Source organism: Bradyrhizobium sp. Unk1, assembly GCF_059512345.1.
Genome location: NZ_JCAMOP010000046.1, coordinates 17,782 through 42,606, shown reverse-complemented (window position 1 = coordinate 42,606; position 24,825 = coordinate 17,782). Strand labels below are relative to the sequence as shown.

18 protein-coding genes and 1 pseudogene are annotated in these 24,825 nt (G+C 58.1%); 11 read left to right on the top strand and 8 right to left on the bottom strand.

The window, feature by feature from the left end; translation table 11 throughout:
* The first annotated feature begins 42 nt into the window (after positions 1–42).
* A complete protein-coding gene (gene cysD, locus AC5ZFO_RS39075) occupies positions 43–999 on the top strand; it encodes a sulfate adenylyltransferase subunit CysD (protein ID WP_282525287.1) in 957 nt (318 codons plus the stop codon).
* The gene (gene cysN, locus AC5ZFO_RS39070) at positions 999–2,876 is read left to right on the top strand and encodes a sulfate adenylyltransferase subunit CysN (RefSeq protein WP_496123514.1); all 1,878 of its coding nucleotides are present in this window, start codon (positions 999–1,001) and stop codon (positions 2,874–2,876) included. Before cysD ends, cysN begins: the two co-directional genes overlap by 1 nt.
* An 802-nt stretch (positions 2,877–3,678) precedes the next feature.
* Here cysN and AC5ZFO_RS39065 read toward each other — a convergent pair.
* On the bottom strand, positions 3,679–3,879 hold the full coding sequence (locus tag AC5ZFO_RS39065) for a hypothetical protein (RefSeq protein ID WP_496123513.1): 201 nt from the start codon (positions 3,877–3,879) through the stop codon (positions 3,679–3,681).
* A 1,267-nt stretch (positions 3,880–5,146) separates the two neighbouring features.
* On the opposite strand from AC5ZFO_RS39065, the gene AC5ZFO_RS39060 reads away from it, so the two are divergent.
* From AC5ZFO_RS39060 to AC5ZFO_RS39035, 6 genes are all read left to right on the top strand, one after another.
* Positions 5,147–7,558, top strand: a complete 2,412-nt coding sequence (locus AC5ZFO_RS39060) for a 2-aminoethylphosphonate--pyruvate transaminase (protein WP_496123512.1) — start codon at positions 5,147–5,149, stop codon at positions 7,556–7,558.
* 31 nt (positions 7,559–7,589) lie between these two features.
* Positions 7,590–8,648, top strand: a complete 1,059-nt coding sequence (gene rtxC / locus AC5ZFO_RS39055) for a dhydrorhizobitoxine desaturase (RefSeq protein ID WP_496123511.1) — start codon at positions 7,590–7,592, stop codon at positions 8,646–8,648.
* Between the two features lie 29 nt (positions 8,649–8,677).
* Positions 8,678–9,463 carry a gamma-glutamyl-gamma-aminobutyrate hydrolase family protein gene (locus AC5ZFO_RS39050; protein WP_496123510.1) on the top strand — a complete coding sequence of 262 codons (786 nt, stop codon included), beginning with the start codon at positions 8,678–8,680 and terminating at the stop codon, positions 9,461–9,463.
* Positions 9,464–9,589: 126 nt separating this feature from the next.
* Positions 9,590–10,492, top strand: a complete 903-nt coding sequence (locus tag AC5ZFO_RS39045) for an EamA family transporter (protein ID WP_282525262.1) — start codon at positions 9,590–9,592, stop codon at positions 10,490–10,492.
* The gene (locus AC5ZFO_RS39040; protein ID WP_496123509.1) at positions 10,489–11,775 is read left to right on the top strand and encodes an ATP-grasp domain-containing protein; all 1,287 of its coding nucleotides are present in this window, start codon (positions 10,489–10,491) and stop codon (positions 11,773–11,775) included. Before AC5ZFO_RS39045 ends, AC5ZFO_RS39040 begins: the two co-directional genes overlap by 4 nt.
* Entirely contained in the window at positions 11,775–13,112 is a 1,338-nt protein-coding gene (locus tag AC5ZFO_RS39035; RefSeq protein WP_496123508.1) for a glutamine synthetase, read from the top strand. The genes AC5ZFO_RS39040 and AC5ZFO_RS39035 overlap by 1 nt, the downstream gene beginning before the upstream one ends.
* A 495-nt stretch (positions 13,113–13,607) precedes the next feature.
* On the opposite strand, the gene AC5ZFO_RS39030 is transcribed toward AC5ZFO_RS39035, so the two are convergent.
* Together AC5ZFO_RS39030 and AC5ZFO_RS39025 are read right to left on the bottom strand one after the other, a co-directional pair.
* The gene (locus AC5ZFO_RS39030) at positions 13,608–13,844 is read right to left on the bottom strand and encodes a hypothetical protein (RefSeq protein WP_496123507.1); all 237 of its coding nucleotides are present in this window, start codon (positions 13,842–13,844) and stop codon (positions 13,608–13,610) included.
* Between the two features lie 39 nt (positions 13,845–13,883).
* Positions 13,884–14,198: an IS1096 element passenger TnpR family protein gene (locus AC5ZFO_RS39025; protein ID WP_282525258.1), complete on the bottom strand. Its 315-nt coding sequence runs from the start codon at positions 14,196–14,198 to the stop codon at positions 13,884–13,886.
* Positions 14,199–15,177: 979 nt separating this feature from the next.
* On the opposite strand from AC5ZFO_RS39025, the gene AC5ZFO_RS39020 reads away from it, so the two are divergent.
* Both AC5ZFO_RS39020 and AC5ZFO_RS39015 read left to right on the top strand, forming a co-directional pair.
* Positions 15,178–17,436, top strand: coding sequence for a T3SS effector XopP-like protein (locus AC5ZFO_RS39020; protein WP_496123506.1), 2,259 nt, complete (start codon positions 15,178–15,180; stop codon positions 17,434–17,436).
* A 294-nt stretch (positions 17,437–17,730) separates the two neighbouring features.
* The gene (locus tag AC5ZFO_RS39015) at positions 17,731–18,891 is read left to right on the top strand and encodes an IS110 family RNA-guided transposase (protein ID WP_496123505.1); all 1,161 of its coding nucleotides are present in this window, start codon (positions 17,731–17,733) and stop codon (positions 18,889–18,891) included.
* A 539-nt stretch (positions 18,892–19,430) separates the two neighbouring features.
* Here the strand turns inward: AC5ZFO_RS39015 and AC5ZFO_RS39010 are convergent.
* A pseudogene (locus AC5ZFO_RS39010) lies at positions 19,431–20,382 on the bottom strand (IS5 family transposase); the annotation flags it as partial.
* A 720-nt stretch (positions 20,383–21,102) separates the two neighbouring features.
* Here AC5ZFO_RS39010 and AC5ZFO_RS39005 point away from each other — a divergent pair.
* Positions 21,103–21,471: a hypothetical protein gene (locus AC5ZFO_RS39005; RefSeq protein ID WP_282525256.1), complete on the top strand. Its 369-nt coding sequence runs from the start codon at positions 21,103–21,105 to the stop codon at positions 21,469–21,471.
* 98 nt (positions 21,472–21,569) lie between these two features.
* Here AC5ZFO_RS39005 and AC5ZFO_RS39000 read toward each other — a convergent pair whose 3' ends face one another.
* The 4 genes from AC5ZFO_RS39000 to AC5ZFO_RS38985 all read right to left on the bottom strand — a co-directional run bounded on the left by AC5ZFO_RS39000 (position 21,570) and on the right by AC5ZFO_RS38985 (position 24,800).
* Positions 21,570–22,166, bottom strand: a complete 597-nt coding sequence (locus AC5ZFO_RS39000) for an anthranilate synthase component II (protein ID WP_496123504.1) — start codon at positions 22,164–22,166, stop codon at positions 21,570–21,572.
* Entirely contained in the window at positions 22,163–23,557 is a 1,395-nt protein-coding gene (gene pabB / locus AC5ZFO_RS38995; protein WP_496123503.1) for an aminodeoxychorismate synthase component I, read from the bottom strand. The genes AC5ZFO_RS39000 and pabB overlap by 4 nt, the downstream gene beginning before the upstream one ends.
* Before the next feature lie 154 nt (positions 23,558–23,711).
* The gene (locus AC5ZFO_RS38990) at positions 23,712–24,029 is read right to left on the bottom strand and encodes a Dabb family protein (RefSeq protein WP_496123502.1); all 318 of its coding nucleotides are present in this window, start codon (positions 24,027–24,029) and stop codon (positions 23,712–23,714) included.
* 135 nt (positions 24,030–24,164) lie between these two features.
* Positions 24,165–24,800: a GntR family transcriptional regulator gene (locus tag AC5ZFO_RS38985; protein WP_496123501.1), complete on the bottom strand. Its 636-nt coding sequence runs from the start codon at positions 24,798–24,800 to the stop codon at positions 24,165–24,167.
* Between the last annotated feature and the right edge of the window lie 25 nt (positions 24,801–24,825).

The following is a 24,825-nucleotide window of genomic DNA, read 5'->3' as shown; positions in this document are numbered from 1 at the left end:
CTGCCTCTTGGCTGGCCGTTTCCGCCGCGGATATTCCCCACTCTGGGCTGGAGCCATAGAACGGCGAAGAACAGAGATCCTGCATCGAAAAGAAGACATATGCTGCCGAAACATCTGCGCCGTCTCGAAGCTGAATCGATTGAAATCATGCGTGATGTGGTCGCCGAGTTCAAAAGGCCGGTCATGCTTTACTCGATCGGAAAAGACTCAAGCGTGATGCTGCACATTGCGATCAAGGCGTTCTATCCGGCAAAAATGCCTTTCCCCCTGCTTCACGTCGACACGACCTGGAAGTTTCGCGAGATGATCAGCTTTCGAGACGCGACAGCCAAGCGGCTCGGCCTCGACTTGATCGTCCATATCAACAAGGAGGGCATCGCGCGCGGGATCAATCCGATCGATTCCGGCTCCACGCTCCATACCCAGGTGATGAAGACAGACGCGCTGAAGCAGGCGCTCGACCTCCACGGATTTGATGCCGCCTTTGGTGGAGCCCGGCGCGATGAGGAAAAGAGTCGCGCAAAAGAGCGGATACTCTCCTTCCGTTCGGCCGGACACGTATGGGACCCCCGTAACCAGCGGCCGGAGCTTTGGAGCCTGTTCAACACACGGATCCGCCAGGGCGAAACCATGCGCGTGTTTGCGATGTCAAACTGGACCGAGCTCGATGTGTGGGAATACATCATGCTCGAGAAGATTCCGGTCGTTCCGCTCTACTGCGCGAAACAAAGACCGACAGTGCGTCGAAATGGTGCGACGATCATGATCGACGACAAGCGACTGCCGCTTAACTGCGGGGAGACGCCGGAAATGCGGATGATCCGCTTTCGCACGCTTGGATGTTATCCTTTGAGCGGGGCTGTTGAATCCGATGCGACGACGATCGAAGACATCGTCGCAGAAATGCAGACCGCGACTGTGTCGGAGCGCCAGGGGCGCCTCATTGATACCGATGAAGCCGCTTCAATGGAGAAGAAGAAGCGGGAAGGCTACTTTTGATGATTGCAAAGCCGACAACGGAACCTGCCAGGACGAAGGATCAGCTGCGATTCATCACATGTGGGTCGGTGGACGACGGCAAATCGACGCTGATCGGCCGATTGCTGCACGACAGCAAGATGATCTACCACGATCAGCTCACGGCGCTGGAACGCGACAGCATTAAGCACGGCAGCGCAGGAAATGACATCGATTTCGCGTTGCTCGTGGACGGGCTCGAGGCCGAACGGGAGCAGGGCATCACGATCGACGTCGCCTACCGCTTCTTCACGACGCCGCGGCGCTCCTTCATGGTGGCCGACACTCCCGGCCACGAGCAGTATACCCGCAATATGGCTACCGGCGCCTCGCATGCCCAGCTCGCCATCATCCTGATCGATGCGCGCAAAGGCGTGATGGTTCAGACCCGCCGCCACTCCTTTATCTGTTCGCTGCTCGGTATTCGTCATGTCGTGCTGGCAGTGAACAAGATCGACCTTGTCGCATACAACAAAGAGTGCTTCGATCGGATCGCCCGTGACTATCTGGCCTTTGCCTCCGGCCTCGGCTTCACCTCGATCGTTCCGATCCCGATCTCGGCCCGCTACGGCGACAACGTCGTGGACCGCTCTGCTCATGCCAACTGGTATCATGGTCCCTGCCTGCTCGAGCATTTGGAGAGCATTGACATCCCGTCCGGCATCGCAGGCCAGGCTTTCCGCTTTCCGGTCCAATGGGTGAACCGCCCAAACCCGGATTTTCGGGGCTATGCCGGGACGGTGGCTTCCGGGAGGATCTCGGCAGGAGACGAGATCGTTGTCGCCGCGTCGGGACGGACCACGCGCATCAAGCGGATCGTGACCCACGATGGCGACCTTGTCGGCACCGAAGCCGGCGATGCGGTTACCATTACACTGGAAGATGAAATTGATATCGGCCGTGGCGACATTCTGTCCCGACCGGACGACCGACCGAAGGTCGCCGACCAGTTCGCCGCTTATGTGATCTGGATGGACAAGGAGCCGCTCGCTCCCGGACGCCATTACGTGCTGCGGATTGGATCACAGACGATTACCGGCAGCATTACCGCAATTAGGCATCGGATCGACGTCAACACTTGTGAGCATCTGGCCGCCGGGATGCTTTCCCTCAATGAGATCGCCTTCTGCGATGTTGCGACCGCAATGCCCGCAGTATTCGATCCCTACGACCTCAATCGAAAGACCGGATCATTTATCTTCATCGATCGTTACACGAATCGTACGGTCGGGGCCGGCATGATCGCCTTTCCGCTACGGCGGGACACCAATATTGCTAGGCAAGCGCTATCCGTGGACAGGAGGGAGCGCGCCGCGCTCAAGAATCAGAAGCCTTGCGTCATCTGGTTCACTGGCCTGTCTGGCGCGGGAAAGACGACGATTGCCAACCTGGTTGATCAAAAGCTGTGTGGCATGTCGCGGCATACCATGCTGCTGGATGGCGACAACCTCCGGGACGGATTAAACGCGGACCTCGGCTTCTCGGAGACGGACCGCGTGGAGAACATTCGGCGCGTCGGTGAAGTTGTCAAGTTGATGGCGGACAGCGGCTTGATCGTGATCTGCTCGTTCATCTCGCCCTCTAGGGCCGAACGGGACAGGGTGCGCGGCCTGGTTGGCAAGGAAGAGTTCATAGAAGTCTTTGTCGATACGCCGATCGAGGAATGCGCTCGGCGAGACCCAAAAGGCCTGTATTCAAAAGTGAAATCCGGCAAGATCAAGAACTTCACCGGGATCGATTCGTGCTACGAAGAACCAACAACACCGGAGATTCATCTCAGGACCATGGAGCAGACCCTAGAGCATTCAGCGGAAGCGGTAGTGGATGTCTTGATGGCGCGCTCAATTCTTGATGGTTAGATGTCCCTCGCATCGCACCATCGATTCGCAGCGATATCCTGCTGGCTTGACCAAGGCGATTCGGCTCAGGCGGGCCTGCGATCGGATTTTCGCTCTAAAGGAACAAAATTGTCGCCCCCACTCCTCGACTGCCAACTTCCGGTTACGTGCTCGAAGTGGATGGTCAATTCAAGAACGAGTACGCGAGCAGAGATGGAGCATGGGCGGGAGCGCAGGAGCTCAAGAAGCGCCGTTCCATGCTCCAGATCAGAATCTACGACCCGATGACAAAGGCCAGAAAGGAAGTGCGACTCCTAGTAGGTTGAGTTTCGCTTAGCGCTTCTTGCTACGCGTGTGGCCAGCGATACGCCGAGCTCCCGCAAAGCCAAGCCAGGCAGCGGCTCGGCCGGCTTCGATCTTTCGCGCAGTATGAGGGTGGAGCCTCGGTTTTCCGAGCCTGGCGCTTCCAGCGAGCGGGCGCTTGCTTCAGTATATTGACCAATCCGAACTTAGCAGTCGGCCTCGACTCCCTCCTATCGCGACTATGCCTTTCGGGAAGCTTGCTTCCTTTTGGCCGCCGCTCGTCGACCGATCCGGCCCGCGTACGTCTCGCGCCTTCGCATCGCGCGACAAAGCAGCCGCGAACCCTAGCCATGCTGCGCTGCGCTACGGGCCTCCGCCATGCTTCGGGTTCTGCTCCGTCCCGCCTGCCGCCGTTGATCGCCATGAAGCCGGCGATGGGCGCGGCCGAAAAGGCAAGGGAGTTCATCCATGGCAAGCGACAAGGGCGATGTCTTGATGATCGGCTCTGGTCAACCGTGACCTATTCGACCGCGTGGTAGACCGCGTCGAACGCGAGCTCGCCATCAACGAGCTGGCGCTGCAGAGGAGCCAACGCGAGCAGAAGTGCTTGGAGGTGCGATCCGTCCAACCAGAGCGCCTCATGCCCGAGGTACTTGCGCTCATTGAGTGCCGCGACGCGATGGAACTCCGGCTCACCTTGGGCCTCACGCGCGTCGACCACGGCACGCTTACAAAGCCGATGATTGATCCGTAAGACGTTCTCGCCGCGAAGCGGCGTACAGAACTGAGAGATGCTACCAGCATAGCGATTGCTCGCAGAGAGGACACGCCACTCATCTGGAGTCGGCTCGACGTAGTCCTAGCAAAGCAGGATGACATATTCTGCTTCGCGGCGACTCGCCGAAAGGTGACGAACTGATCGTTGCTAAAGGGCCAGCATTCAAAGGTCGCTCAATTGTCTTCAAGCCGGGCTCGACCACAGCCTGCCAAGGCCGCTCATTCAAGCGCAACGACGTGATACCGGCAGTCATCTGCGACGAGGGCGTACACTTTCCAGGAACCACCATCCAGGGGGATCTCGCTGGCACGGCGGAGAAGCACGTACTCCATCTGGGGGTATGGCGAGGATCGCACGTGAACGGGAAGTTTTCGCCATCACTTACCTGCAGGTAGCACGCTCGCAGGCGGAAGGCCGGCGGTCCTGATGTCGAACTCTCAAATTAATTATAGCTCGCTGTGATTCTCCGCACTCTGCTGTCTACGTCGGCTTGTCGCGGGCAGATGCGAGTACGGTCAGGAATAATTCACGCGAGAAAATCTCCGGAGAGGGTTGAAACGCCCCTAACGTCAAGTTGTACGATGTTCATATGGACAGCGACAGGTCATCAGCGTCCGAAACCCTCCAACGACGACGGAGTGCGAATGCATCAAGCTCAAGTCCACACATCAACCTCCCGCTGCCGACGACGATCATCAAGTGTGCCGTGTCTTGATCTGCATCCGGGCGCGATGACATCCGACTGCATCGTTTTCCTAACGTCAAGTTTGCCTGAATAGAGCAGGTTCACGGCGTAAGTCGGTCGGCCGGGCTGCTGCTTCGCGACGCAAGAAGCCGACGGCGCTCAAGCCAGCGCATGTGTGATGGTTGGGATGAGAGCGCGCGTCGGCGCCACTTACGTTCGAGGGCGCGGTTGTGAATGGCATCGGTGATGAGCTTTATGTGAGATCGCTCCGTATCTGCGATGAGATATGGAGGGTGCCATCCGGCAGGTGTTTTGGGCGCCGGCCCGGAAACGCGCCCGCGATTTATGATGCTTGCCCCGAAGCTGTTGACACGAGGAAGTCGACGCTCGCCAAGGGGCTCCCCTGGTGGCTTGGCGTTCTCCAGATCCATTGACTACTACAACCTGAGGAGGATTGGTTTGACAAGACAGCGCTCTTTGCTGACGCCTGGCCCATTGTCGTTATCGCTGGCAGTCAGGAGCCAGATGCAGCTTGATCTCGCATCGCGCGATTGCGAGTTCAATGAAGTGACCGCCTGCATGAGGCGGCTGATGCTCAGCTTGCTGGGAAATCCTGAAGACTATTCGGTGGTGCCTATTCAGGGAGGCGGCTCCTTTGCAATGGAAGCCGCTCTCTCTTCATTTGTGTCCCGAGCCGACAGGCCGCTCGTTTGCATAAACGGCATCTATGGCGAGCGCATTTTACGAATTCTGCAGCTGTGGGGTGTCGAAGCACTAAAGCTTGTCAAGCGGGCCACCGATCCTTTGGACCCTCAAGAAATTGGCGAGCATCTGAACCGAAATCCTGGCGTTACGCATCTATGTTTCGTGCATTGTGAGACGACAACCGGAATCGTCAATCCGCTGGACGCGATCGTGGAGGAGGCGAGGCGGCGTGGCGTAAAGACTATCATCGATGGGATGAGTTCTTTCGGTGCCCTTAATATCGATCTGAGCCAGCGTGGACCTGACGTCCTGGTCACATCGAGCAATAAGTGCATAGAAGGGCCACCGGGAGTAGCGTTTGTCATCGCGTCTCGCGAACTGCTCGAGAATGCGGTTCAAGAACCGAGGTCGTTTGTGCTCGACGTGAGAGATCAATGGCGCTCGCTCGAGCGCACCGGTGAGTGGCGATCGACCCCTCCCACCCACATCGTTCAGGCAACGACAAAGGCCTTGGAGATCTTGCACGAGGAGGGCATTGATGCCAGGCGCTGCAGGTATGAGAAGGTCAGGGACGATCTCCTCAAAGAACTCGAAGGACTGGTGTCTCCGCTGCTGTCCACGGAGTTGCAGTCGCCGGTCTGCGTCGCGTTCAGTGCGCCGTCCGGAATCGTGGACCAAGCAGGATTCGATGGGCTGTATCGCCACTTAGCGGCCCACAACCTTTACGTCTACTCGAAGCTGCATCTTCCGACGCGGAGCTTCCGCGTCGGTTGCATTGGGGAAATCCAATCCAGCTGGATCGAGCGGTTGGGCTGCGCTTTTCGTACATATCTACGGTCCCGTCAGGCTCGGTCAGCGGCGCCGATGTTGGCCCAAGAGACATGCGGGGCTCGCATAAGGATGCCGGCGCGAGCGGCTAGGGACCCGCAGCTGCCGTTTTCGGCCGAGACTGCTGTTTTGCATGCGGGCTATCGACGTGACGTAGCGACGAAAGCCGTCGCAGTGCCGATTTACCAGAACACAGCTTATGAACTCGATGGCGATCTAAACCACATTGCCGACGTCTACAACGTCAAGGCTGATGGGTTCACCTACACAAGGATCATCAATCCAACGACGCGCGCGCTGGAAAGGCGCTACGCCGCCGTCGATATGGGACGCGACTCGCTCGCCGTTGCGTCAGGTCAAGCAGCGACGTTCCTTGCTATCGTCAACCTGTCAAGTGGCGAAGTGGGGGACAATGTCGTCGCCTCTCCGTATCTATATGGCAATACCTGGAACCTGCTCCACAACACATTAAAGCGTCTTGGGATCAGCGTGAGGACGGCCGATCCTCGAAGGCCCGAGACGTTCGAACGTGCCATTGATGATCGCACGATATGCCTGTTCGGAGAGGTGATCTCGAATCCTTGTCTGATTCCGCTCCCCGTCAAACAGCTGGCCGAGATCGGCCGAAAGTACGACGTGCCGTTGGTCGTAGACAATACGACGACGCCGCTGGTATGCCGGCCGTCAGATCTCGGCGCTGCTATTACGACGTACTCCGCAACGAAATATATATGCGGCCACGGCACGACGCTCGGTGGACTGATCGTTGACAACGGCGAGTTTAGCTACCGGGGAGCCTCTCGCTTTCCCTTGTTCAACCGTCCCGACGATGCGCATGGCGGAATTGTTTGGCATAACGCGGTGCGAGATGTCGACGATCTTGGAAAGAGCGAGTTTCTTCTCAAGGCTCGCATGACCTGGTTGCGCGATACCGGCGCGGCCATCGCCCCGTTTGCGAGCTTTCAACTCATCCAAGGGCTTGAAACGCTGCCACTTCGCATGAAGCAGCACTGCGCGAATGCTAGGATCGTGGCCGACGTTCTCAAAGAGCATCCTAAAGTGCGCCGTGTCTTCTACCCGGGGCTTTTTGAAGGCGCCGATCGGGAAACCGTCGAACAGACACTCAATGCTGCATACGGACATGGGGCGATGGTCATGTTCGAAGTGGAGGACGAACAAGCCGGGCGCAAGTTCATCCAGAACGTCGACTTGATGTATCACGTTTCGAATGTAGGCGATGCCCGCACCCTCGTGACCCATCCTGTCTCGACGACCCACACCACCGTCCCGCGGGAAAAGCGCGAAGCCGCCGGCATATTTGGCGGCTCGATCCGGCTTTGCGTCGGCATCGAAGATGTCAACGACATACTGCGCGATCTGGACAAGGCGCTTTCCGCAATCTGACAACCTGCAAGGCGATCAGGAGGAGGTTCTCATGAATCAGGCAGACGCTTGGAAATTGAGGTCATCACGCTATGAGGCCGTTCAATTCAGCCGAGAAATCAATAGGCAGCTCTCCGAGCTGAGGCCAGACAACATAACGGGAGCCGCTTATATTGCCAAAGATTACGCTGTCATCACAGCGTGCACGCTCGCAACTGTGTCGGTCTCATGGTGGCTCTACCCGCTGGCCGTCCTTCTAATTGGTGCCTATCAGCGCGGATTGACAACCATCGCTCATGATGCGGCTCACCGCACGCTCGCGAAGAACATGACCTGGAACTACGTCCTGGGCATTCTGTTCGCTTCCTATCCCTTGTTCCAGCGCCACTGGGCCTACCGGATCTCGCACGTCTATTTGCATCATCCCTATCTCGGAGACCCGGACAAGGATCCCGACCTGAAGTTCTTCCTGGCCAGCGGCGTTTACGACGTGCAGCCTCCGGAGCGGTACGCTTTCAACATGATCTGGAAGCCGATCTTCGGCGGCGCGACAGTAGCGTATCTGAGGTATCTTTGGACCAATCGATTTTCGATCACAGAGGCCGAGGATCAGAGTCGCTCAGTCATACTTATCGACAAGTATGGCTTCTATCTCTTCTGGATCAGCATCCTGGCCGGGTCATATGCTGTTGGGCTGCTCCATATCGTCGTCCTATTTTGGATCGTGCCCTATCTCACCACGTTCCAGGTCCTCGGCTGGTTTATCGAGCTAGCCGAGCACTCACCTATGTGCGAAACCGAGACGCAGAACGTCTATCTCACCAGGAATCGGAAAGGAAATTTCCTCGAGCGAGCCATCCTCGGGCAGAATCTGGATGAGTACCACCTTGAGCATCACCTTTCGCCGGGTATCCCGTTTTGGTTGTTGCGCAAAGCTCAGAAAATCCGAATGCAGGATCCCAACTATGCGAAGGTTGCCGCGACCTGGGGCGGGCTCTTTGTCAAGGGACCTCAAGGTCAACCTAGCGTCATAGCTCAGTTAAAAGAGCGAAATCGACGCTTGTATGAGCAGTCCGTTGCCGAGGTTCGCACGCGAGGGCAGGTCGCGTGACGTTGCTACGGCCAGAGAGCACCCGAGCCGTGGTCGGCGTCACTTCGAATCGTTTTATGGCCGATGGTGTGCATCGCGACTGGTTGCGGCGCAAGTACTTGCAGGCACTCCATCGTCATGCGGGATTGGCTTGCGTCATATTGCCGACGGTCGACACCGAAGATGCGACGGAGGAGGTCCCCTCGGCGATTATGCGCCGGCTCGACGGCTTGGTGTTGACAGGTGATGAATCGAACATCGACCCCGCCGTCCTGAGAGCGCCTGCGTCCTTGACGGAGGCTGATCGGCAGGACGTTGCGGTTGGGATCCTTGACCGTCCGCGGGACAGGCTCTCTGCCCTAACTATAGAGAGCGCCATCGCGCTCGGAATGCCTATTCTGGGCATCTGCCGTGGGCTTCAGGAACTCAACGTCTATTTCGGCGGCACGCTCCGCTCATCGCTTGCGGAGTGGAGTCCGCAAGGTGGCGCGATGCATGCCGAGAAGCCGGATCGTCCAAGAGACCGTCAGTACGACGCCGCGCACAGCGTCAGGATCTGTTCCGATGGCGCGCTCTTTCCAATCGCGCGGACGATCGAAGCGCAAGTCAACTCGCTGCACAATCAAGGCATCGAGGCCCTTGCCCCGGCGCTGAGGCGGGAGGCGTGGGCGCCTGACGGTTTGGTCGAGGCGGCTTCGGTCATTGGCGCCCCGACCCTGCAAATCGGTGTGCAATGGCACCCCGAATGGCACGTCTCAACCGATCTTCTCAGCAAGCAACTGTTCAAGGCATTTGGAGAGGCGTGTGTTGGGTACTACCGAACTAAGAAAAACTAGAGGCGGGTTGTGACATTTCAAACCAAACGTGGTCGCAGGTCGAAAGGACAGTCCCTCGGATCCGATGCACGCGCCTGGTCCTGCGAGGGCCGTGCGCCGCCTCGCGGGCACAGGAAGACTGAGCGATTGACGAATCGCTTCGCTCTGGGAGTTTTCTTTGTGGCGCTTTATGTCGTCGTGAGCGCGGCAGGCGAGGTTTATGCGGCGTCGTATTTTCAGCAAGCGGATGTGTTCGTCGCGCTCCTGCTGTCCTTCGCTGTTGTTTGTCTGATGTTCAATCTCCTGGCTCGCCACGAGCGAGGCGAGGCAACGATGGTGAAGTCGTCGCTCCTGGTCTTCGTCGCGCTCAATGTCGTGACAGCAATCAGCTGGATCGGCCTATTTATAGGACTGAAATACGCTGAGCCTGCGATCGTCGTCGCCTTCATGGTGGCGCTGGGGCCCGCCGCAACAGTGTGGTTAAACGCACTGATCAGGCGCCAGGGTGCCCCTCCAGCATCCGATATTGTCGTTAGCGTTACGATCGCAACGATCGGGAGCTACATGATTTGGATATCGGCGAGCGGCAACGCGGGCGTGGAGTGGGGGGCTCGATCGTCCTTTGGCATCGTCTTGGCCATCGTAGCCGGCCTATCGCTGGCCCTTACAAATATACTTGTCAAACTACTGTTCGACCGTGGATTTTCTGGCCGACAAGTCCTGGCGCATCGCTTTTATGGAACGATTCTCTTGCTGCTGGGACTGGTCGACCATTCATCTATCGTGCCTGAGATCTCGCAGCATTGGTTTGCGATCGCAACAATTGGGCTGTCGACGATCCTTGTTCCTTTGCTCTTGATCCAGCAGGGCATTCGCCGCGTAGAGCCCTTCACCGTCAACATGGTCCTGTCCACCGCCCCTATCATCACCTTCCTGTTCCAGTACTTCGATTCTCGCATCGTGCCTTCGTCACATACGTTCGTTGGAAATGTTCTCATTACCGCTGTTGCTGTCTGCAACATCTACGTGCAGTATCGGAGATCCGCATGAAAGAACGGAATTGTGTAATCGTAGACGCATACTCTACCGGCCGATACCTACCGGAAGAGTTCAAGCGCTATGGAATTGGAACGGTGCATGTGATGTCGGCTGGACAGATTCCGCCCATATTCCAATCGCATTTTAATGCGGATCTGTATGATGAAGTCATTCGCCCCAGCGAGCGCATGGGGTACGACGACATCGTTGAATATCATCTCCAGGCTCTCCATGGCCGGGAATTGGAGTTCGTTATCGCGGGCTGCGAGACCGGAGTTGAACTCGCCGATTCTTTGTCGGAGCGGCTGGGCTTACCATCAAATGGGACCGCGCTATCCGCTGCTCGGCGTGACAAAGCGCGATTGTCTTGCGCGCTGACCTCCGCGGGCGTGCGATCGATCAGACAAGTCGTGTCCGACAGTCCTGTAGAGATCGCGAGCTGGAAGCGCGAAGCGAAGTTCGATCAGATCGTGATCAAGCCTCTGAACAGTACGGGTACCGAGGATGTATTCTTTTGCTCAACAGATGCTGATATTCGCCGGGCTCTAAGCGCAATTGTCGGGAAGACGAACCGTGTCGGAGCGTTGAATCGTTTTGCCCTTGGGCAAGAAAAAATAAACGGCCAGCAATATACCGTAAATGCCATCTCGATCGACGGGGAAGCCTTCGTTACGGAGGCCTGGACCTATGACACGGTTCCTATTGAGAGGGCATCATCGGTCTGCTCACTTGAGAGATTGTTGGAGGGCAGCGAACCAATCGTTCAGGAACTGTCCGACTACTTGGTGCGTGCGTTGCAGGCACTACAGATCGTCCACGGACCGGCTCATGCTGAGATCATCGTCGATCATCGGGGACCGGTCCTGGTGGACTTCGGAGCGAGGCTTCAAGGGACCATGTCGGCAAAAGCACGAACGATGTCGTTGGGGCACAACCATATGACCCTGACGGCCTGGCGCTACGCAGATCCCAAGGGCTTTGCTGAACATATGAGGCTGCGCGGGCCCTACAAGCGGCAGGCTCACGCACTTTGCGTCTCGCTGATCTCAGATATGGGCGGTGTCGTTGCCGGTTACCCGGGACTCGAAGCCATCCGCAAGCTCCCGAGCTTCGCGGACGCCATTGCATTCGTTCCGATTGGTCAAGAGCTAGTTCCCACGATCGACTTGGCGTCAACACCAGGCATCGTTTATCTCGTGAATAGCGACTTGACTCAGCTTGAGAGTGACTATCGCAAGTTGCGAGCAATGCGGATGGACCAGGTGTTCGATTTAGTGATGCAGGACTGCGACTAATGCCAACTGATCCCAGGTTGACCGGAGCGAATCCAGCCCGCGCGGCGATGGTCGGCGTAAGCGACTTCGATGGCGTTCTGCGAGGCAAACACGTCTTGGGTGAAGATCTCTCGGAGGGAGATAAAGTTATCAAGTTCTCTGAAGCGGTGCTGGCGTGGGATTGTACGGACCGGGTCATTCCGGCCAGTTTCACGCAAAAGCCGCTATCAGCGTTCGGAGATGCTGACCTGCGTATTCTGTCAGGCACCGGCCGTTCGGTGTCTCATCTTGGCGATCAATATCTCTACCTCGCGGAGTTCACGGGCGCACATGAGAACATCTGCCCGCGCGGTATTCTGCGTAAGGTCCTGCGAAGGGCTGCTGAACACGGATACGACTGCACTGCCGGGTTCGAGTTTGAATTCATGCTGTTTAAGGAGAACGCAGACACGATTGAAGAAAGGCCGTTCGGCGAATGGACTCCTTTAACTCGCGGCCCGTTCGGTTACTCAATTGCGCGCTCTGTCGCGCAACATGAGCTGTTCGATGAGATCTTGGCGCTTTGTGACAAGGCTAGAATACCTCTCAGCGGACTGCACTTTGAAACGGGACCTGGCGTGGTCGAAGCGTCACTTCGTCATTGTGATGCGCTGGAAGCTGCCGATCGAGCAACCATATTCAAGTCGATGATAAAGGCCTGGGCGCAAACGCGAGGCATGATGGCTACATTTATGGCCAAGGTTTCCGAGGAATGGCCCGGGCAGTCCGGGCATATTCACATCTCGATGTCCTCGGATAGTCAGAATGCGTTTTACGACAGTGATGCGTTCGGCAACGTCTCGAAACTTATGAGGCAATTCATCGCCGGACAACTAGAATACATGAATGACTTCTGTGTGCTCGCTGCGCCGAACTTCAACAGCTACAAGAGATTGGTACCTGGCTGCTGGGCACCAATCTGTCCAAGCTGGGGAGTTGACAACCGCTCCTGCGCGGTTCGCGCCATTCCGGGAGAGCCATCTGCCCATCGCCTGGAGTATAGGCTGCCTGGCGCAGACCTGAACCCATATCTCGCGCTCGCATGTGCGATTGGTTCGGGAATATTGGGTGTCGAGACAGGTCCGGTACTACCGGCTTCGATCGTCGGTGATGCAAGCGCGGAAATGTGTCGTCCGTCCGCGAGACTGCCTCAAAGCCTATCAGAGGCAACTTCTCGGTTTGCAGAGTCTGCAGCGGCAAGTGATGTGTTCGGAGAAAGGTTTGTTGAAGCGTTTTCTTGCTCGCGCCGTTGGGAGTGGGAAGCCGTTCAACATCGGGTCACCGACTTTGAACGTCGGAGATACTTCGAGATCATTTAGCTTGAGCTCTTCGACAGTTCTGAACTCGATTCCTCTGGCCGGTGCCGGCCGCACTATTGCGGCTGCCTGTTCCGCTGATGTTGGACTTCATACAGCGCAAATGTGCGTTACTCGTTAAGTGAGGACCTCGGGAATGCTGAGGAGGTCTGCTGTTATCTGGTCTGTGGCAGCAACCGCGATTGCTCCGTTGGGATGCTAGATTATATCTAACGTCCGGTCCTTCTCGTGAGCTTTACATCGGCAAGCAGATGGTGGAGCTCAAGCATGCGCCCGGTTGGCAGCTATCCCTCGCAAGCCGTCGAGCGTGCGCGCGCTTGCCTGGGTTGGTCCCAAAGCGGCAAGACAAGCGCTGCGGTCCGTCAGCCAGAAACTCACTCCGGCTGAAGTGAGCGAGCTGAAGTTCCTCGCCTCTTCATTGCCGACTTTGGCTTGCCAGACCGGTAAGCGGACTGTAAGCGTAGCTCTGCGGCCCTTTTGATGATTGACGCTTGACATCTATTTGAGCCGCGTGCCGCGACGCCGCGGCTTCCAAATTTTGGACAATGCGTTGACGGCGGCCTCGAGCATCTTCGGGGCGACGACGTTGGGATCGAACTGTGGGGGGCGGCGCATATTTTCATGTTCCAGATGAGTAAGGTCGCCGCTGGCATCAAGGTATTTGGCATAGCCGGGTGCACCGCCGACGTCCTCGAGCAGGAGGGAAGTCCCTCTATCGTCGTGGTGTCGAACCATTTTTCGAGTTTGATCACTTGGCCTCAGCTGTCACCGAAGTCATAGAGATAGTGGATCGTCTTCGCGCCGGTCTCCTGAACGATATTGAAGAGCCGCGTCTTGCGATGCATCGATGGGCTGATTGCCAAAATCTCCTTCGGAATCAGGGATACCCCGACGTCCTTCGCCGGCTAGGAACTCGAAGAGATGGCTGTTCGTCCAGCCAAACGCCGCCTGAAGCGTCAGATGCAGCCGATCAAGGCGCAGCGTGAGCGGCACGACAAGGCATCGCATCACCTTCGGTTTCACATCCTTGAGGTCACCTTGATCCGGACCGCGGTCGTGTTCAGGCTCATGCCGCCGTCCTCGGATCATGTGCATGCATCGTGTAGATCGACGTCCAAGCTGTCCAAGGCAGCCAGGAGATGCAGTCCATTGATTGGAAACCACCTTGACAGCGCTTTCGATACGTCAGGCGATGAGTTCAGCATTGAAGATTGAGCGGTGGTCGCCATTTTCTTTGGAGTAACGCTTTCGATAATCGCAGCGTTGATTGCCTCAAAGCAGTTTGGAAAGGCCGGCGGGGACCTGACAACGCTCTTGCCGATGTTTCTGCTGATACCCTTCGGCGGTATCCTTCTCGTCTTCGGATATGCACTGGGATATATGCATCTCGAAAATATCTGCATATCGCGATATCGGTGGGAGCAATTTTGGTGGTGTAACCGATTCTCACGCTTCTGCTGTTTCGAGACGGGCCAATGGTAGGTTCGCCGATATCGGATTGGCGCTCGGTGTGCTTGGCACACTCACTGCGTTATTTTTATGAGCGTATTCTAAGTGCGCTTAACTGGGCAGCATCCTCGGCGAGGTCCTATTCTGAATAGGACTTGCACAACGTAAGTTCTGCTCACTCGAACGCGAGAAGAAGAGGTTGTCTTGACGGAACGTTCCACATCGAGCCAGATCTACGCATTGTTGGACCCGAAACTCTTTGGTCGAACAATAGCATGTCCTCCCGGTTAGTAAGAGCTTTGCTGCTGCCGAAAGTCTGAAAATCGACCCTCGGTTCGCCATGCTCGACGGCTTTCGGTATTCGGGAATGACTTTGGTGGCAGCGCACATTTCCATACTGGTCACGGCGAGGCAACGGAATGCGGACAGGCGCTACAATCGACGATCCCCTACCTTATGGGCCATCCCATATTGCTGCCTCAGCACCGCAACAGCTTCCATGAAATTGGAACTCGGACGGTGGGGTTGTGCATCCGGAGAGCATCCTTCGTCAGCCAACCGTCAGCCAGACGGCCTATCCAGGGGCGCTGAGCATTGTTGACCGTATGGGAGATGGAACATGACGGGCATTGGCCGACCTGGTGAACCGCACGTTGGGGCTGCAGGAGCCGACAGCACGTCGGGATCGAGCAGTGCGCGTTCGGAGCCAAATTTTGTCCCTACGGAAGGCCACCTAGTTTTCAACTCCGTCGTGGAACGGATGCGCTTAGCGCCTGAAGATAGAATGGCGACGCTCGCGAGCCTGCCCTCAGGTTCGGGTGTGGCAGTCCCCATCTCCTCAAGCGGTGAGGGGATCAAGGCAGCGAAACAGAAGATGGACGGCCTGCTTGAGGAACTTGATGCTTGCCACAGTGCTGCCATGGGCGCTCAGACCTCGTCTGAGGCGCAAGAGCTGATCGATCAAGTTGTCAAAGCAAGCGCAGCAGTTCTGGACTACTACGCGAGCCTGTCTCCAGATATGGCGCGCAGCGTTCTGTCCGACGATCAGGCTTGCCGAGTTCGTGACCGGACTCTGGATGCGGGGAACGAATGCAACGCGCTGGCCGCACCGACTATCTACGCCTTGGAGCAGAGTAGGGAGAATGCGGGAAAGATACTCGAGCGGATGCGCCAATCCAATGCTCCGCCCGACCAACTGATCCGAGTGGCTTCCAGTGCGGCGAAACACTATTTGGCTTGCACGGAGTGGTGGGAAAAGAAGGCATTGCGCTCTGAACGGATGCAGTCCGTCTGCGCAGCCACTGCCAACTTGCCAAGTGCGACAGCCGAAATGCGACAGGCCGAACAGGCAACACTACGGCTGCATACCGGCTGGGCACTGAATACGAGGTGCGTGCATCTGCAATCGCAAGTCCTTCTCGCGCGGGTCATGATTGAGTCGCACGCGAGCACGCTCGACCCGGCCGTCAGGCAAATCCTCTTGGGTGAGAACGGTCGGGCACGTCTACTCGGAACCTTCATGGGCGATGTTGTTCCGGCATTCCTCTCAACGGGCGACGCTGTTCTGAACAGCAAAGGACAAGCCCTCGACGCAGACCACTGCGCCGTTCTGGAAGGGGTCATGGAGCGGCTATCGGAATTTGCGTCGGCGTTGCCCAACATGGTTGCCGAGCTAAGGAATAAGGGAGCAAGTCCCGAGCTTCCGTTGGATCTGTTGGATCAGATCGTGGAAGGATCGTGGGTCACTGCCCATGAGGTCATGCGCCTGCTAGCAGTGCAGCCGAAGACACCTGCCATCATTGCACCGCCAACGGAGGTTGGCCTTGTGTTACCGGCCGACGCTGCCGGCAACGACCCGGCGGCCGAAGGCAGTCCAGCGCGAAGGAAAGGGAAGGGCAAGCGCAGGCAGGCCGGAGGTGCGGGGAGTTCGGCAGCCGGGCAGCCCGAGCCGCAGCTCGCTAGGCCCGACGCCGACACGACGCGAACCACCAAGGTTATTGTGCTCTCGGATCTGGGCACGAAGAAACTCGCGAGCGCGGAGGAGGCGCATACAAGGATGTCATCGTCGGCGAGGGAACACTTGGCGATATGGCAGACTGCGCCATCGAAGGAGACACTGACGCGCCTGCTCGCGCGATTGGACGAACTCTTGCAATTCGATCTGCCCAGTGAGCAAAGAGCCATTTCGCAAGCGCGCCACATGAAACCCGAAGATGCCGAGCACGTCGTGGACACCGTGGTTGAGCGGCTGCACAGCCAATCCGCGGAGATTGAGGCCTGTGTATCCGCGCTGGACGAACATCGCCGACGCGTCCTACTCACGCCTATGCAAGTGCCCGAAGTGCAAAAAAAAATAGTCCGCCTCAAGGCGATGTGGTCGGAGGTTAAGGGGCAGGCACGTACTTCGAAGGCGCAAAAGGCTTCGATCGAGATCGATTGCATGAAGACCTATGCGTTTCCCTCGCAGAAGTACCTCGAACGGTTGCAGGCGGCCGAGGAGTTGGCTCCCTTGGAGCCACCGCACGCGTTGAAGGGCGAGCCAGGAAAGCTGTTCGAGATCAAGCTGCAGCCTGCGCCACTGGACAATGGTACGGTGCCAAATCCGATGTGGGCGCACATCCATACGAAGCGGCCGGCCTATGCGTGGCAGTTAACGACATTGGATGACGCCGAGTTCGCCGCTTGCCACGTGAAATCCAACGAACAGCGCGGCTACAATCGCCTCTGGCAGAACGCTCGAGCTGCAGCGGGTCACGAAGACGTCGTGATCCATCGCGGCAAGCTCACGCCTGCGTTCTGCAAGTCCCTGTTAGGTTCCGCTTTTAGCGGCTATCCAGGGTCTCCTTTTGCCGGAACGGAGCGCGGGGCGCGCAGGTGACTCGATACGAGACTAGTTAAGCGACTCGATAGAGTGCCGCTTGTGGTACGGCATCGGTCTTCTTCGCATCCGGATCCAGTGGCCGAATGAACCGCACCTTGGGCTCCACAGGCTCCAACTCCTGAGTTAATAAGCCAGATTGAGCTGTGTTGGAGTGGCGAGCGTTCGCTATCGCAACTCCAGGAAGAGGCCCAAGAGTTCTTGAGCCAGGCGAGGATGCGGCGGAAGATACTATGGGGTGACCAGCAAAGCCGTGAGAGTATTGAGGCTGGTCATGAGCAATGGAGCACCCCCATGCAAAATGCAAACGATCTTGGCCGGTCTTCCACGGTCCTGGAACAGAACAGTACGCTGATCGCGGTCATCGAGATGAGCCTCTCTAGCTGGCTCGTCGCTGGAATCGTCCCCGGATTGGATCGTCATCCGTTGAAGAAGCTTGGCGCCGACGAAGACGCGCTGCTCCGGTTGCTACACCGCTGGCGCGAGGAGGCCGCAAAGGTTGGGCACGCGATCACACGCATAGCGGTCGCCTTTGAGGCCGGTCGCGATGGCTTTTGGCTGGCGCGGTGGCTGCGAGCGCGTGGCGTTGAGGCCTTCGTTATCCACGCAACAAGCGTCGCCGTCCCCCGCGAGCACCGGCGGGCTAAAACCGATCGTCTCGACACCGAGCATTTGAAGCGCGCTCTTCTCGGTTGGCTACGCGGAGAGCCGAACCATTGCCAAATGGCGGCAATCCCAAGTCTCGATGAAGAGGACGCCCGACGTCCGAACCGCGAGCGTGAGAACCTTGTCAGCCAGCAGACCAGCATTGTCAATCGAATGAAGGCATGTCTCGCTCGCCTGGGTATTCGCAAGTTTAAGCCGACGCTGTGTCATGCGTCAAAGCAGCTCGAGACGTTGCGCACGCCGGAAGGGGTACTTCTGCCGCCCAACACTGTCGCCGAGATGCGCCGGGACATGGTCCGCCTTCGCCTCGTCAGGGAGCAGATCAGGGAGATCGAGGCGGCTCGATTACAGCGTTTGCAGGTTTCCGAGAGCGGTGCGAACGCGATGGTCAAATTGCTAGCGCGGATTATTGGCGTTGGAGTCGAAACAGCGGACATGCTCGTGCATGAGATCCTCTCTCGGCAATTGAGAGATCGCAGAGCGGTCGCGCGTTACGCGGGCCTCACGGGCGCTCCCGATGAGAGCGGCAAGCGAAGACGGGAGAAAGGCCTCGCACGCGCTGGCAATGCCCGGGTACGGCGTGGGATGATCCAACTGGCCTGGCGTTTTCTCCTCTTCCAAAAGGACAGCGCATTAGCCCAATGGTTCCGCACTCGCGCGGCCGACGCGCGCGGCGGTACGCGCAAGACCATGATCGTGGCGCTGGCGCGCAAATTGCTCATTGCGTTCTGGCGCCTGACGACGACAGGCGAAATACCTGTCGGGATCAAGTTACGCCCGGTAGCATGAACGCGCGACGAGACACCTCAATTGGGGCTTGGCGAAGCAATCGCTGAACCCTGATACTCCGAGGTGGCGGTGACCCGCGCCACAACTTGGTCCATATGACCTCGCGGAAGAATGGGCCCGCTGCCCGAGCTTCGCTTGAGATGCGCATTGCTGCATCATGGTCGAAGATTGCGTTCGACCGCATACAAGTATGCGGCGCGATGGCCGCCGGATATTGCAAGCTCCCTCGGAATGTCTCTCAGTCGCGCCATGCCATGGAGTTCGTAATCTCTGATGACCATCCGGGCTTGAAGAAGGCGATCGTCAAGGTCCGTGCCTTCCCGCCTGTCATGCTCAGGCCCCAAGAGGATGGGCCACCCCTCTCCGCCGCCGTCGCTCGCCAGCGCTGCGCGTGGGGCAAGCGAGCGACGGCGGCTCCGAGGGGATGGCTTCGTCGGACCCCACGATCAATTTGCTGAAGCTCGATGCACACAACTGCACCCTCCGCGCAAGGAGAAGAGTCGCTAACTAAGGCTCTTGACAGGAGACACCCCATACAAGTTGTGGCCGACGGCTGAGAGGATGACGTTGGCGGCGTCGCCGGCGCGGCCTTTGAGGTAGCAGCGGCCGAGGTCGCCTTCGGCGTTCATGTGCCAGATGATGGGCTCGATGGCAGAGCGACGGCGCAGCTCGCGCTTGATGACCGAAGACGCCGCGCTTCTGGCCGGAGATGAAGACGCGACGGGGATTTTGGGCATCGTGGCCGCGGTACCCCCTGTCCACATAGGCCCGCTCGATCGGACAGCCGGTGAGCTTCTCGCTGCGCACGATGACGTCCCGCAGGGGGTGCCCATCATACGGATTGTCGGGCATTGCGCTCGCGTGCAGCACGAACAGGCCGCCCCGAGCGCGGCGATTGTTGGTGACGACGGAGGCCTTCACGCCGAACTCGTAAGGCGCGGCGGCCTTGGCTTTGCCCATGCACTCCACCTCCGGAGCATGGAAGGAATAAAGCTTCCAGCCGCGCTGGCGCTGCTGCGCGAACGAATCTGCGCGGCCCGGCCGAGCGGAACGGCGAAGGCCTCCTCCAGTGCCGGCTGGCCCTCGATGTTGCGGCGGACGTCGCGAATGATCCGGCCGAGCCTGCTACGCAGGATGCGCAACTGTCGCTCATGCCGCCTGAACTGTTTGGCGTGAGCGTAGCGGGAAGCCATCATCGCGGCGGCCTTGGCCACGCGAGCGTAAGGATTGCCGGAGCCTGACCCCGTGCCTTCTCGCCAGGCGATTGAGGCCTTTGATGGCCGCATGCAGCAGCTCGGCATCGGTCGGAAAGGTGATGGCCTTCGGCTGCACCGCGACCGTGACGCGCTTGAGGTCCTGGCTGCGTAACGTGCCGGCCCCGTGCGCCACCCGCAGGCTCTCGGCCAGCAGCAGCTCTAGCTTGTCGCCGAGCCGCTTGCGCCAATGGCTCAGGTCCGAGCGCTCGTGCGTGAAAGCGTGCTGGAAGAACTCTAGGTCGTGAACTCAGCGGTCGCACTGCTCAGGCATCGGTAGATCCGCTTCTTCTAATTGTTTCGTCGTTCGCATGTAGTGCCCGTCTTTCTGAACGGCCGACCTGATCTCCTGGCTGGGCTTCGTGCAGTTGCCCACTAAAAACGCAATCCCGCTCCATCGAACGATATAATTAGTCTTATGGTTGCGCTCCCATCACGGGCTTTTTGCGTGCGCAGTATTTTGAGCCAAGTGAACTTCGGCGCGTACAACTATCGATCCTAAAATAATCAGGCACAGGCGCGCTGAAAGCGTCACCTAGCAAATCCCCGACGCGCGCAGCCTTTACGTGAGGCGGCACTCTCGAGAGCAAGCAGGTATGAATTTGCTTCACGGGTAATCCCCTCTACCGGGCCTCATTATTTAACTCACCACCTGCAGCGCAGTGCGTAGCTCGTAAAAACCCTGATGCAATCAAGACCCGGCCTTGGGGACAACATTGCTGAAAATGATGCAGTGGGGGGGTGCGGCTCGCGGCAGCTCTTGACCATCCTCTGCTATCGCGGCAACGAGAACAACCAAAGCAGATCGAGATGATGAGAGCGGGGTGTGGCTGTGACGGATCAATCCCAAGCATCGGAGTTGCCGCCGGTCCTGCAGAGACCGTCGAAAGGCTTTCGGTGGATCTTTGCTCTTCTAGCCGGATTGCTGGTTCTTTGTGCCGGAGGAGCCTATTTTTTGATGAATATCGAAACGTTTGCCGAGGCGCCGTCGGCGCATGAAGTCGTGCCTCCCACGCTTGGCTTGTCACCTGAGGATAGGGACGTCCTTTTAGGGATCCAAACGGGGCAGCAGAAGACAGCCGATGAAATTGCCGAGCTCAATCGAAACGTCGATGCGCAGCAAGTCGAGCTAAAGCGGATCTCGGATCAGATCGCAGCCCTGACCCAAAGAATCGAGGGCCTGCAGAATCCGGCGCCTGTTGCTTCTCCTGCTCCTGCTGCTTCTTCGCCACCCGTGCGCACCACATCCAAGCCGGTTAAGAGAGACGTCCGGCCCTTGAAGCCGCAAGGTCCGGTTTCTGTCGGAGGCGGGCCGCTGACTGAATAGCGCTGATATTGCCACAAAATACTTGCCATTATGACGCTGCACCTTCCAACCACGTTGGAAACCAACGGTGCACCACCTTGATCGGCAGGCCGAACCTCTCATTGCTCCGCGTGGTTTCGGAAATGCTCTGTCAGTCGCAAGAAGTTCATAAACAGGACGTGCCCCTGTGAGGTAAGTATCGACTCGGGATGGAACTGGACCCCTAAGGTTGGATAATAGCCGTGCGTGAGGGCCATGATCTCGCCTTCCTCCGAACGCGCTGTCACTATGAGGTTCTGCGCACATGACTGATCAAGCTGGACGATAAGAGAATGGTAGCGTCCGACGTCAAGCGGGTTTGGCAGCCCCTTGAATAACCCTCGGCCGTCATGCGCAACGGATGAGCGCCGACCGTGCATGGGCCGTTGCGCGCGTGCCACCCGTCCTCCGAAAACGCTCGCGATACACTGATGGCCAAGGCAGATGCCGAGAATTGTTGCCCGTCCTGAAAGCTCGCGGACGACTGCTGTCGATATTCCTGCCTCAGTTGGGCTACAGGGGCCGGGCGATATCACCACCGCGCGCGGGTTGAGACCAAGGAGCTCGTTGACGCTGATAGCGTCGTTGCGGATCACTTCCGTTGCTTCACCGAGCTTGTGGAAATAGCGGGCAATGTTGAACACGAAGGAATCGTAATTATCGATGATGACAATCAAAATGCACCAGCTGGCTCAGAACCAAATGCATCAAAGATTCGCTCTGCCTTGGCGAGCGTTTCCTCGTATTCGGCCTCGGGCTCCGACAGGGCCGTTATACCGCCGCCCGCATGAAACACAGCCAGGTCGCCATCGATCGTGGCAGTGCGGATCGCAACGTTTGTGTCCATGTGCCCATTGAAGCCGATGAAGCCGACCGCCCCGCAATAGACCTCTCGCGCTATGCGCTCGATTTCTGTAATAATTTCCATCGACCGCAGCTTTGGCGCTCCCGTAATGGAGCCGCCGGGAAAGCAAGCACGGAGCAGGCTAACGGCATCTTCCTCTCCGGCAAGTTCCCCCGTAACGATCGACACGAGATGGTGCACCGAGGCATAGGACTCGAGATTACACAGGGCCGGAACCTCGACCGAATGCGCAGTGCAAACGCGTGACAGATCGTTTCGCAAAAGGTCGACAATCATCGTGTTCTCGGCATGATCCTTTTCGGAAGCGAGGAGAACAGCCGCACGGCGGTGGTCTTCCTTGGAATCAGGCGAACGCGCGATCGTGCCCTTGATGGGGCGTGTCTCGACTTGTCGCCCCTCAAGCTTCAGGAATCGTTCCGGCGAACTTGATGCGACGGTCAGCTTTCCCCATCGCAGCAGGGCCGCAAAAGGCGCCGGATTCAATGATCGTAGCTGGCAATAGAAGGCGAGCGGATCAAACGATGTCGACAGGCGGGTGCTGAAACGCTGCGCAATATTCGTCTGGAACGCGTCACCCGCCAGGATCAAGTCGATTACGCGTTGCACCGCCGCGATGTAGCCCTCGCGGCTGAAGTTCGAGCGCCATGCGCCCGCTTTGCTGGGAGAACCATTCTGTGGCGCCTTTGGACCGGCAAGCAATGCTGCGAACTCGTCGGCTCGACGACGCGCTCGTTCGCTCCGTCGCACGCGATCCTGCTCCGGCCATCCGGTTGAGACGATCCAGCATTTGCTATCCCGGTGGTCGAAGCTGATGACCACGTCATAGAAATGCAGGATGGATTGGGGCAAACCCAGACCGGCAATTGCCGGCGCAGACAATCGCTCCAATGTCCTGTTCATGTCGTAGGCAACGTAGCCTGCCGCTCCTCCCTGGAACGGCGGGAGATCGGGACGATGCTCTTGCGGGTACTTCGCGAGTAGCGTGCGAAGGACCTTCCATGGATCGGCCTCGAGAGTCAGTCCGTTCCAACTGGCTTGGCCGTTCGCGACCCTATAGGTGCTGAACGGATCGCACGTTAGATATGAGTAGCGCCCAAGCAGCTCGTGCCTTGCTGCGCTATCGAGAAACGTGAGATGGGATCGATGCCCAAGACGTCGCATCGCTGTGACAGGTTCAACCCACTGCAACTCGCGAACGTACATCTGGTTATCGGTCACCGGCGGCTGACGTCGTGAAAGTGCCGTTCCATCTGTTGCCCCACCCGATGAGAACGACGCTTGTCTGCGATGGACCGAAACTTGGGGCCCATTGCCAAGTTAACCCGGCCGTGGACTTTTTGCTGCGACAGCACCTGGATCATCCTGCCGTGGAGGCGAAAGGGGTATCTGTTGATACATTGTAGTCGGCCGCGAACCGCAGCTCGCGGAGCGGTCGGACCCGTTTAATCGACTCCTGGTAGAGATCGTGCGCTTTGTACGCTGCGAGCTCCGCCTCGCTGTCGAATTCACCATAGACCACGATGTCGATATCGTTGCCGAGCTGATCGGTCTTGCGGTTGCGGGCAACCTCAAGCCGGCGCGCATGTGGTATCGTGGTGAGAAGCGAAAGACCTTCGATGATCTGGTCGATATGCGCCTCGTCCTTGGCGCTGAAGAAGACGATGTGACGAATCATGGCTGTCCGTGGAGATGTCGCTAGCGGGTGCCATAACTATCTGGGAATAGAGTCCGTTGCAATGAGGCTAGTCGCTTGGCGCATGATCGTCGCTTGCGATCGTCAGCGATCCGCAATGAAGCTTGCCAGATTTGCTCAAGACGCCGGAAGGGCAAGGCGCTCAATGGTTTGAATGTGCCGCGTAAGCAGGTTACAGGCTTGATCGATGTTGCGCGTTCGCAAGGCTTGCAGAATCAGGCGGTGATCTTGATTGGAGCGCGGTCGCCAGCCCACCGTTCGCGCCATCGCGAACACCAAACGAGAATTGGCAAGCTGCAGTCCATCGAGGCTCGCGAGCAGACGCGGCATTGCACACGGCGCGACCAAGGCTTGGTGAAAAGCGCGGTTGGCCGTCTCAAACTCCTCGATCGTCTTTGCATTGTCTCCTTCGATCAAGGCGAGCTCGATCCGAGCCAAATGAGCTGTCGTGAGCCTTGGCGCCGAATGGCGCAATGCCACCACTTCGAGCGCGGCGCGCATTTCGGCGATCTCCTTCACTGAACGGGTATCGAGCGGGGCAACCCGAACACCGCGACGCGGCACAGCGACAACAAGATGTTGTGCCTGCAGCTGCCGAAAGGCCTCGCGCACGGGGACGTGGCTCGAATTGAATTCTCGAGCAACGTGATCCTGACGGAGTGGCGCGCCTGGCCCTAAGGCGCCGCTGATAATGCGCTCAGCGATTGAGTCCGCGATGCGCGCCACCGTCGTAACGTTGTCAGCAGTGATCATAGATTATCTACCGCAATAACCGATG

Excerpts from the sequence above, each read along its gene's own strand:
- AC5ZFO_RS39015 (WP_496123505.1), top strand. The coding sequence starts at position 17,731 with ATGCAAAATGCAAACGATCTTGGCCGGTCTTCCACGGTCCTGGAACAG.
- cysN (WP_496123514.1), top strand. The coding sequence starts at position 999 with ATGATTGCAAAGCCGACAACGGAACCTGCCAGGACGAAGGATCAGCTG.
- AC5ZFO_RS38985 (WP_496123501.1), bottom strand. The coding sequence starts at position 24,800 with ATGATCACTGCTGACAACGTTACGACGGTGGCGCGCATCGCGGACTCA.
- pabB (WP_496123503.1), bottom strand. The coding sequence starts at position 23,557 with ATGTACGTTCGCGAGTTGCAGTGGGTTGAACCTGTCACAGCGATGCGA.
- AC5ZFO_RS39040 (WP_496123509.1), top strand. The coding sequence starts at position 10,489 with ATGAAAGAACGGAATTGTGTAATCGTAGACGCATACTCTACCGGCCGA.
- AC5ZFO_RS39005 (WP_282525256.1), top strand. The coding sequence starts at position 21,103 with ATGAATATCGAAACGTTTGCCGAGGCGCCGTCGGCGCATGAAGTCGTG.
- AC5ZFO_RS39035 (WP_496123508.1), top strand. The coding sequence starts at position 11,775 with ATGCCAACTGATCCCAGGTTGACCGGAGCGAATCCAGCCCGCGCGGCG.
- AC5ZFO_RS38990 (WP_496123502.1), bottom strand. The coding sequence starts at position 24,029 with ATGATTCGTCACATCGTCTTCTTCAGCGCCAAGGACGAGGCGCATATC.
- AC5ZFO_RS39020 (WP_496123506.1), top strand. The coding sequence starts at position 15,178 with ATGACGGGCATTGGCCGACCTGGTGAACCGCACGTTGGGGCTGCAGGA.
- AC5ZFO_RS39060 (WP_496123512.1), top strand. The coding sequence starts at position 5,147 with ATGCAGCTTGATCTCGCATCGCGCGATTGCGAGTTCAATGAAGTGACC.
- AC5ZFO_RS39030 (WP_496123507.1), bottom strand. The coding sequence starts at position 13,844 with ATGGTTCGACACCACGACGATAGAGGGACTTCCCTCCTGCTCGAGGAC.
- rtxC (WP_496123511.1), top strand. The coding sequence starts at position 7,590 with ATGAATCAGGCAGACGCTTGGAAATTGAGGTCATCACGCTATGAGGCC.
- AC5ZFO_RS39025 (WP_282525258.1), bottom strand. The coding sequence starts at position 14,198 with ATGATCCGAGGACGGCGGCATGAGCCTGAACACGACCGCGGTCCGGAT.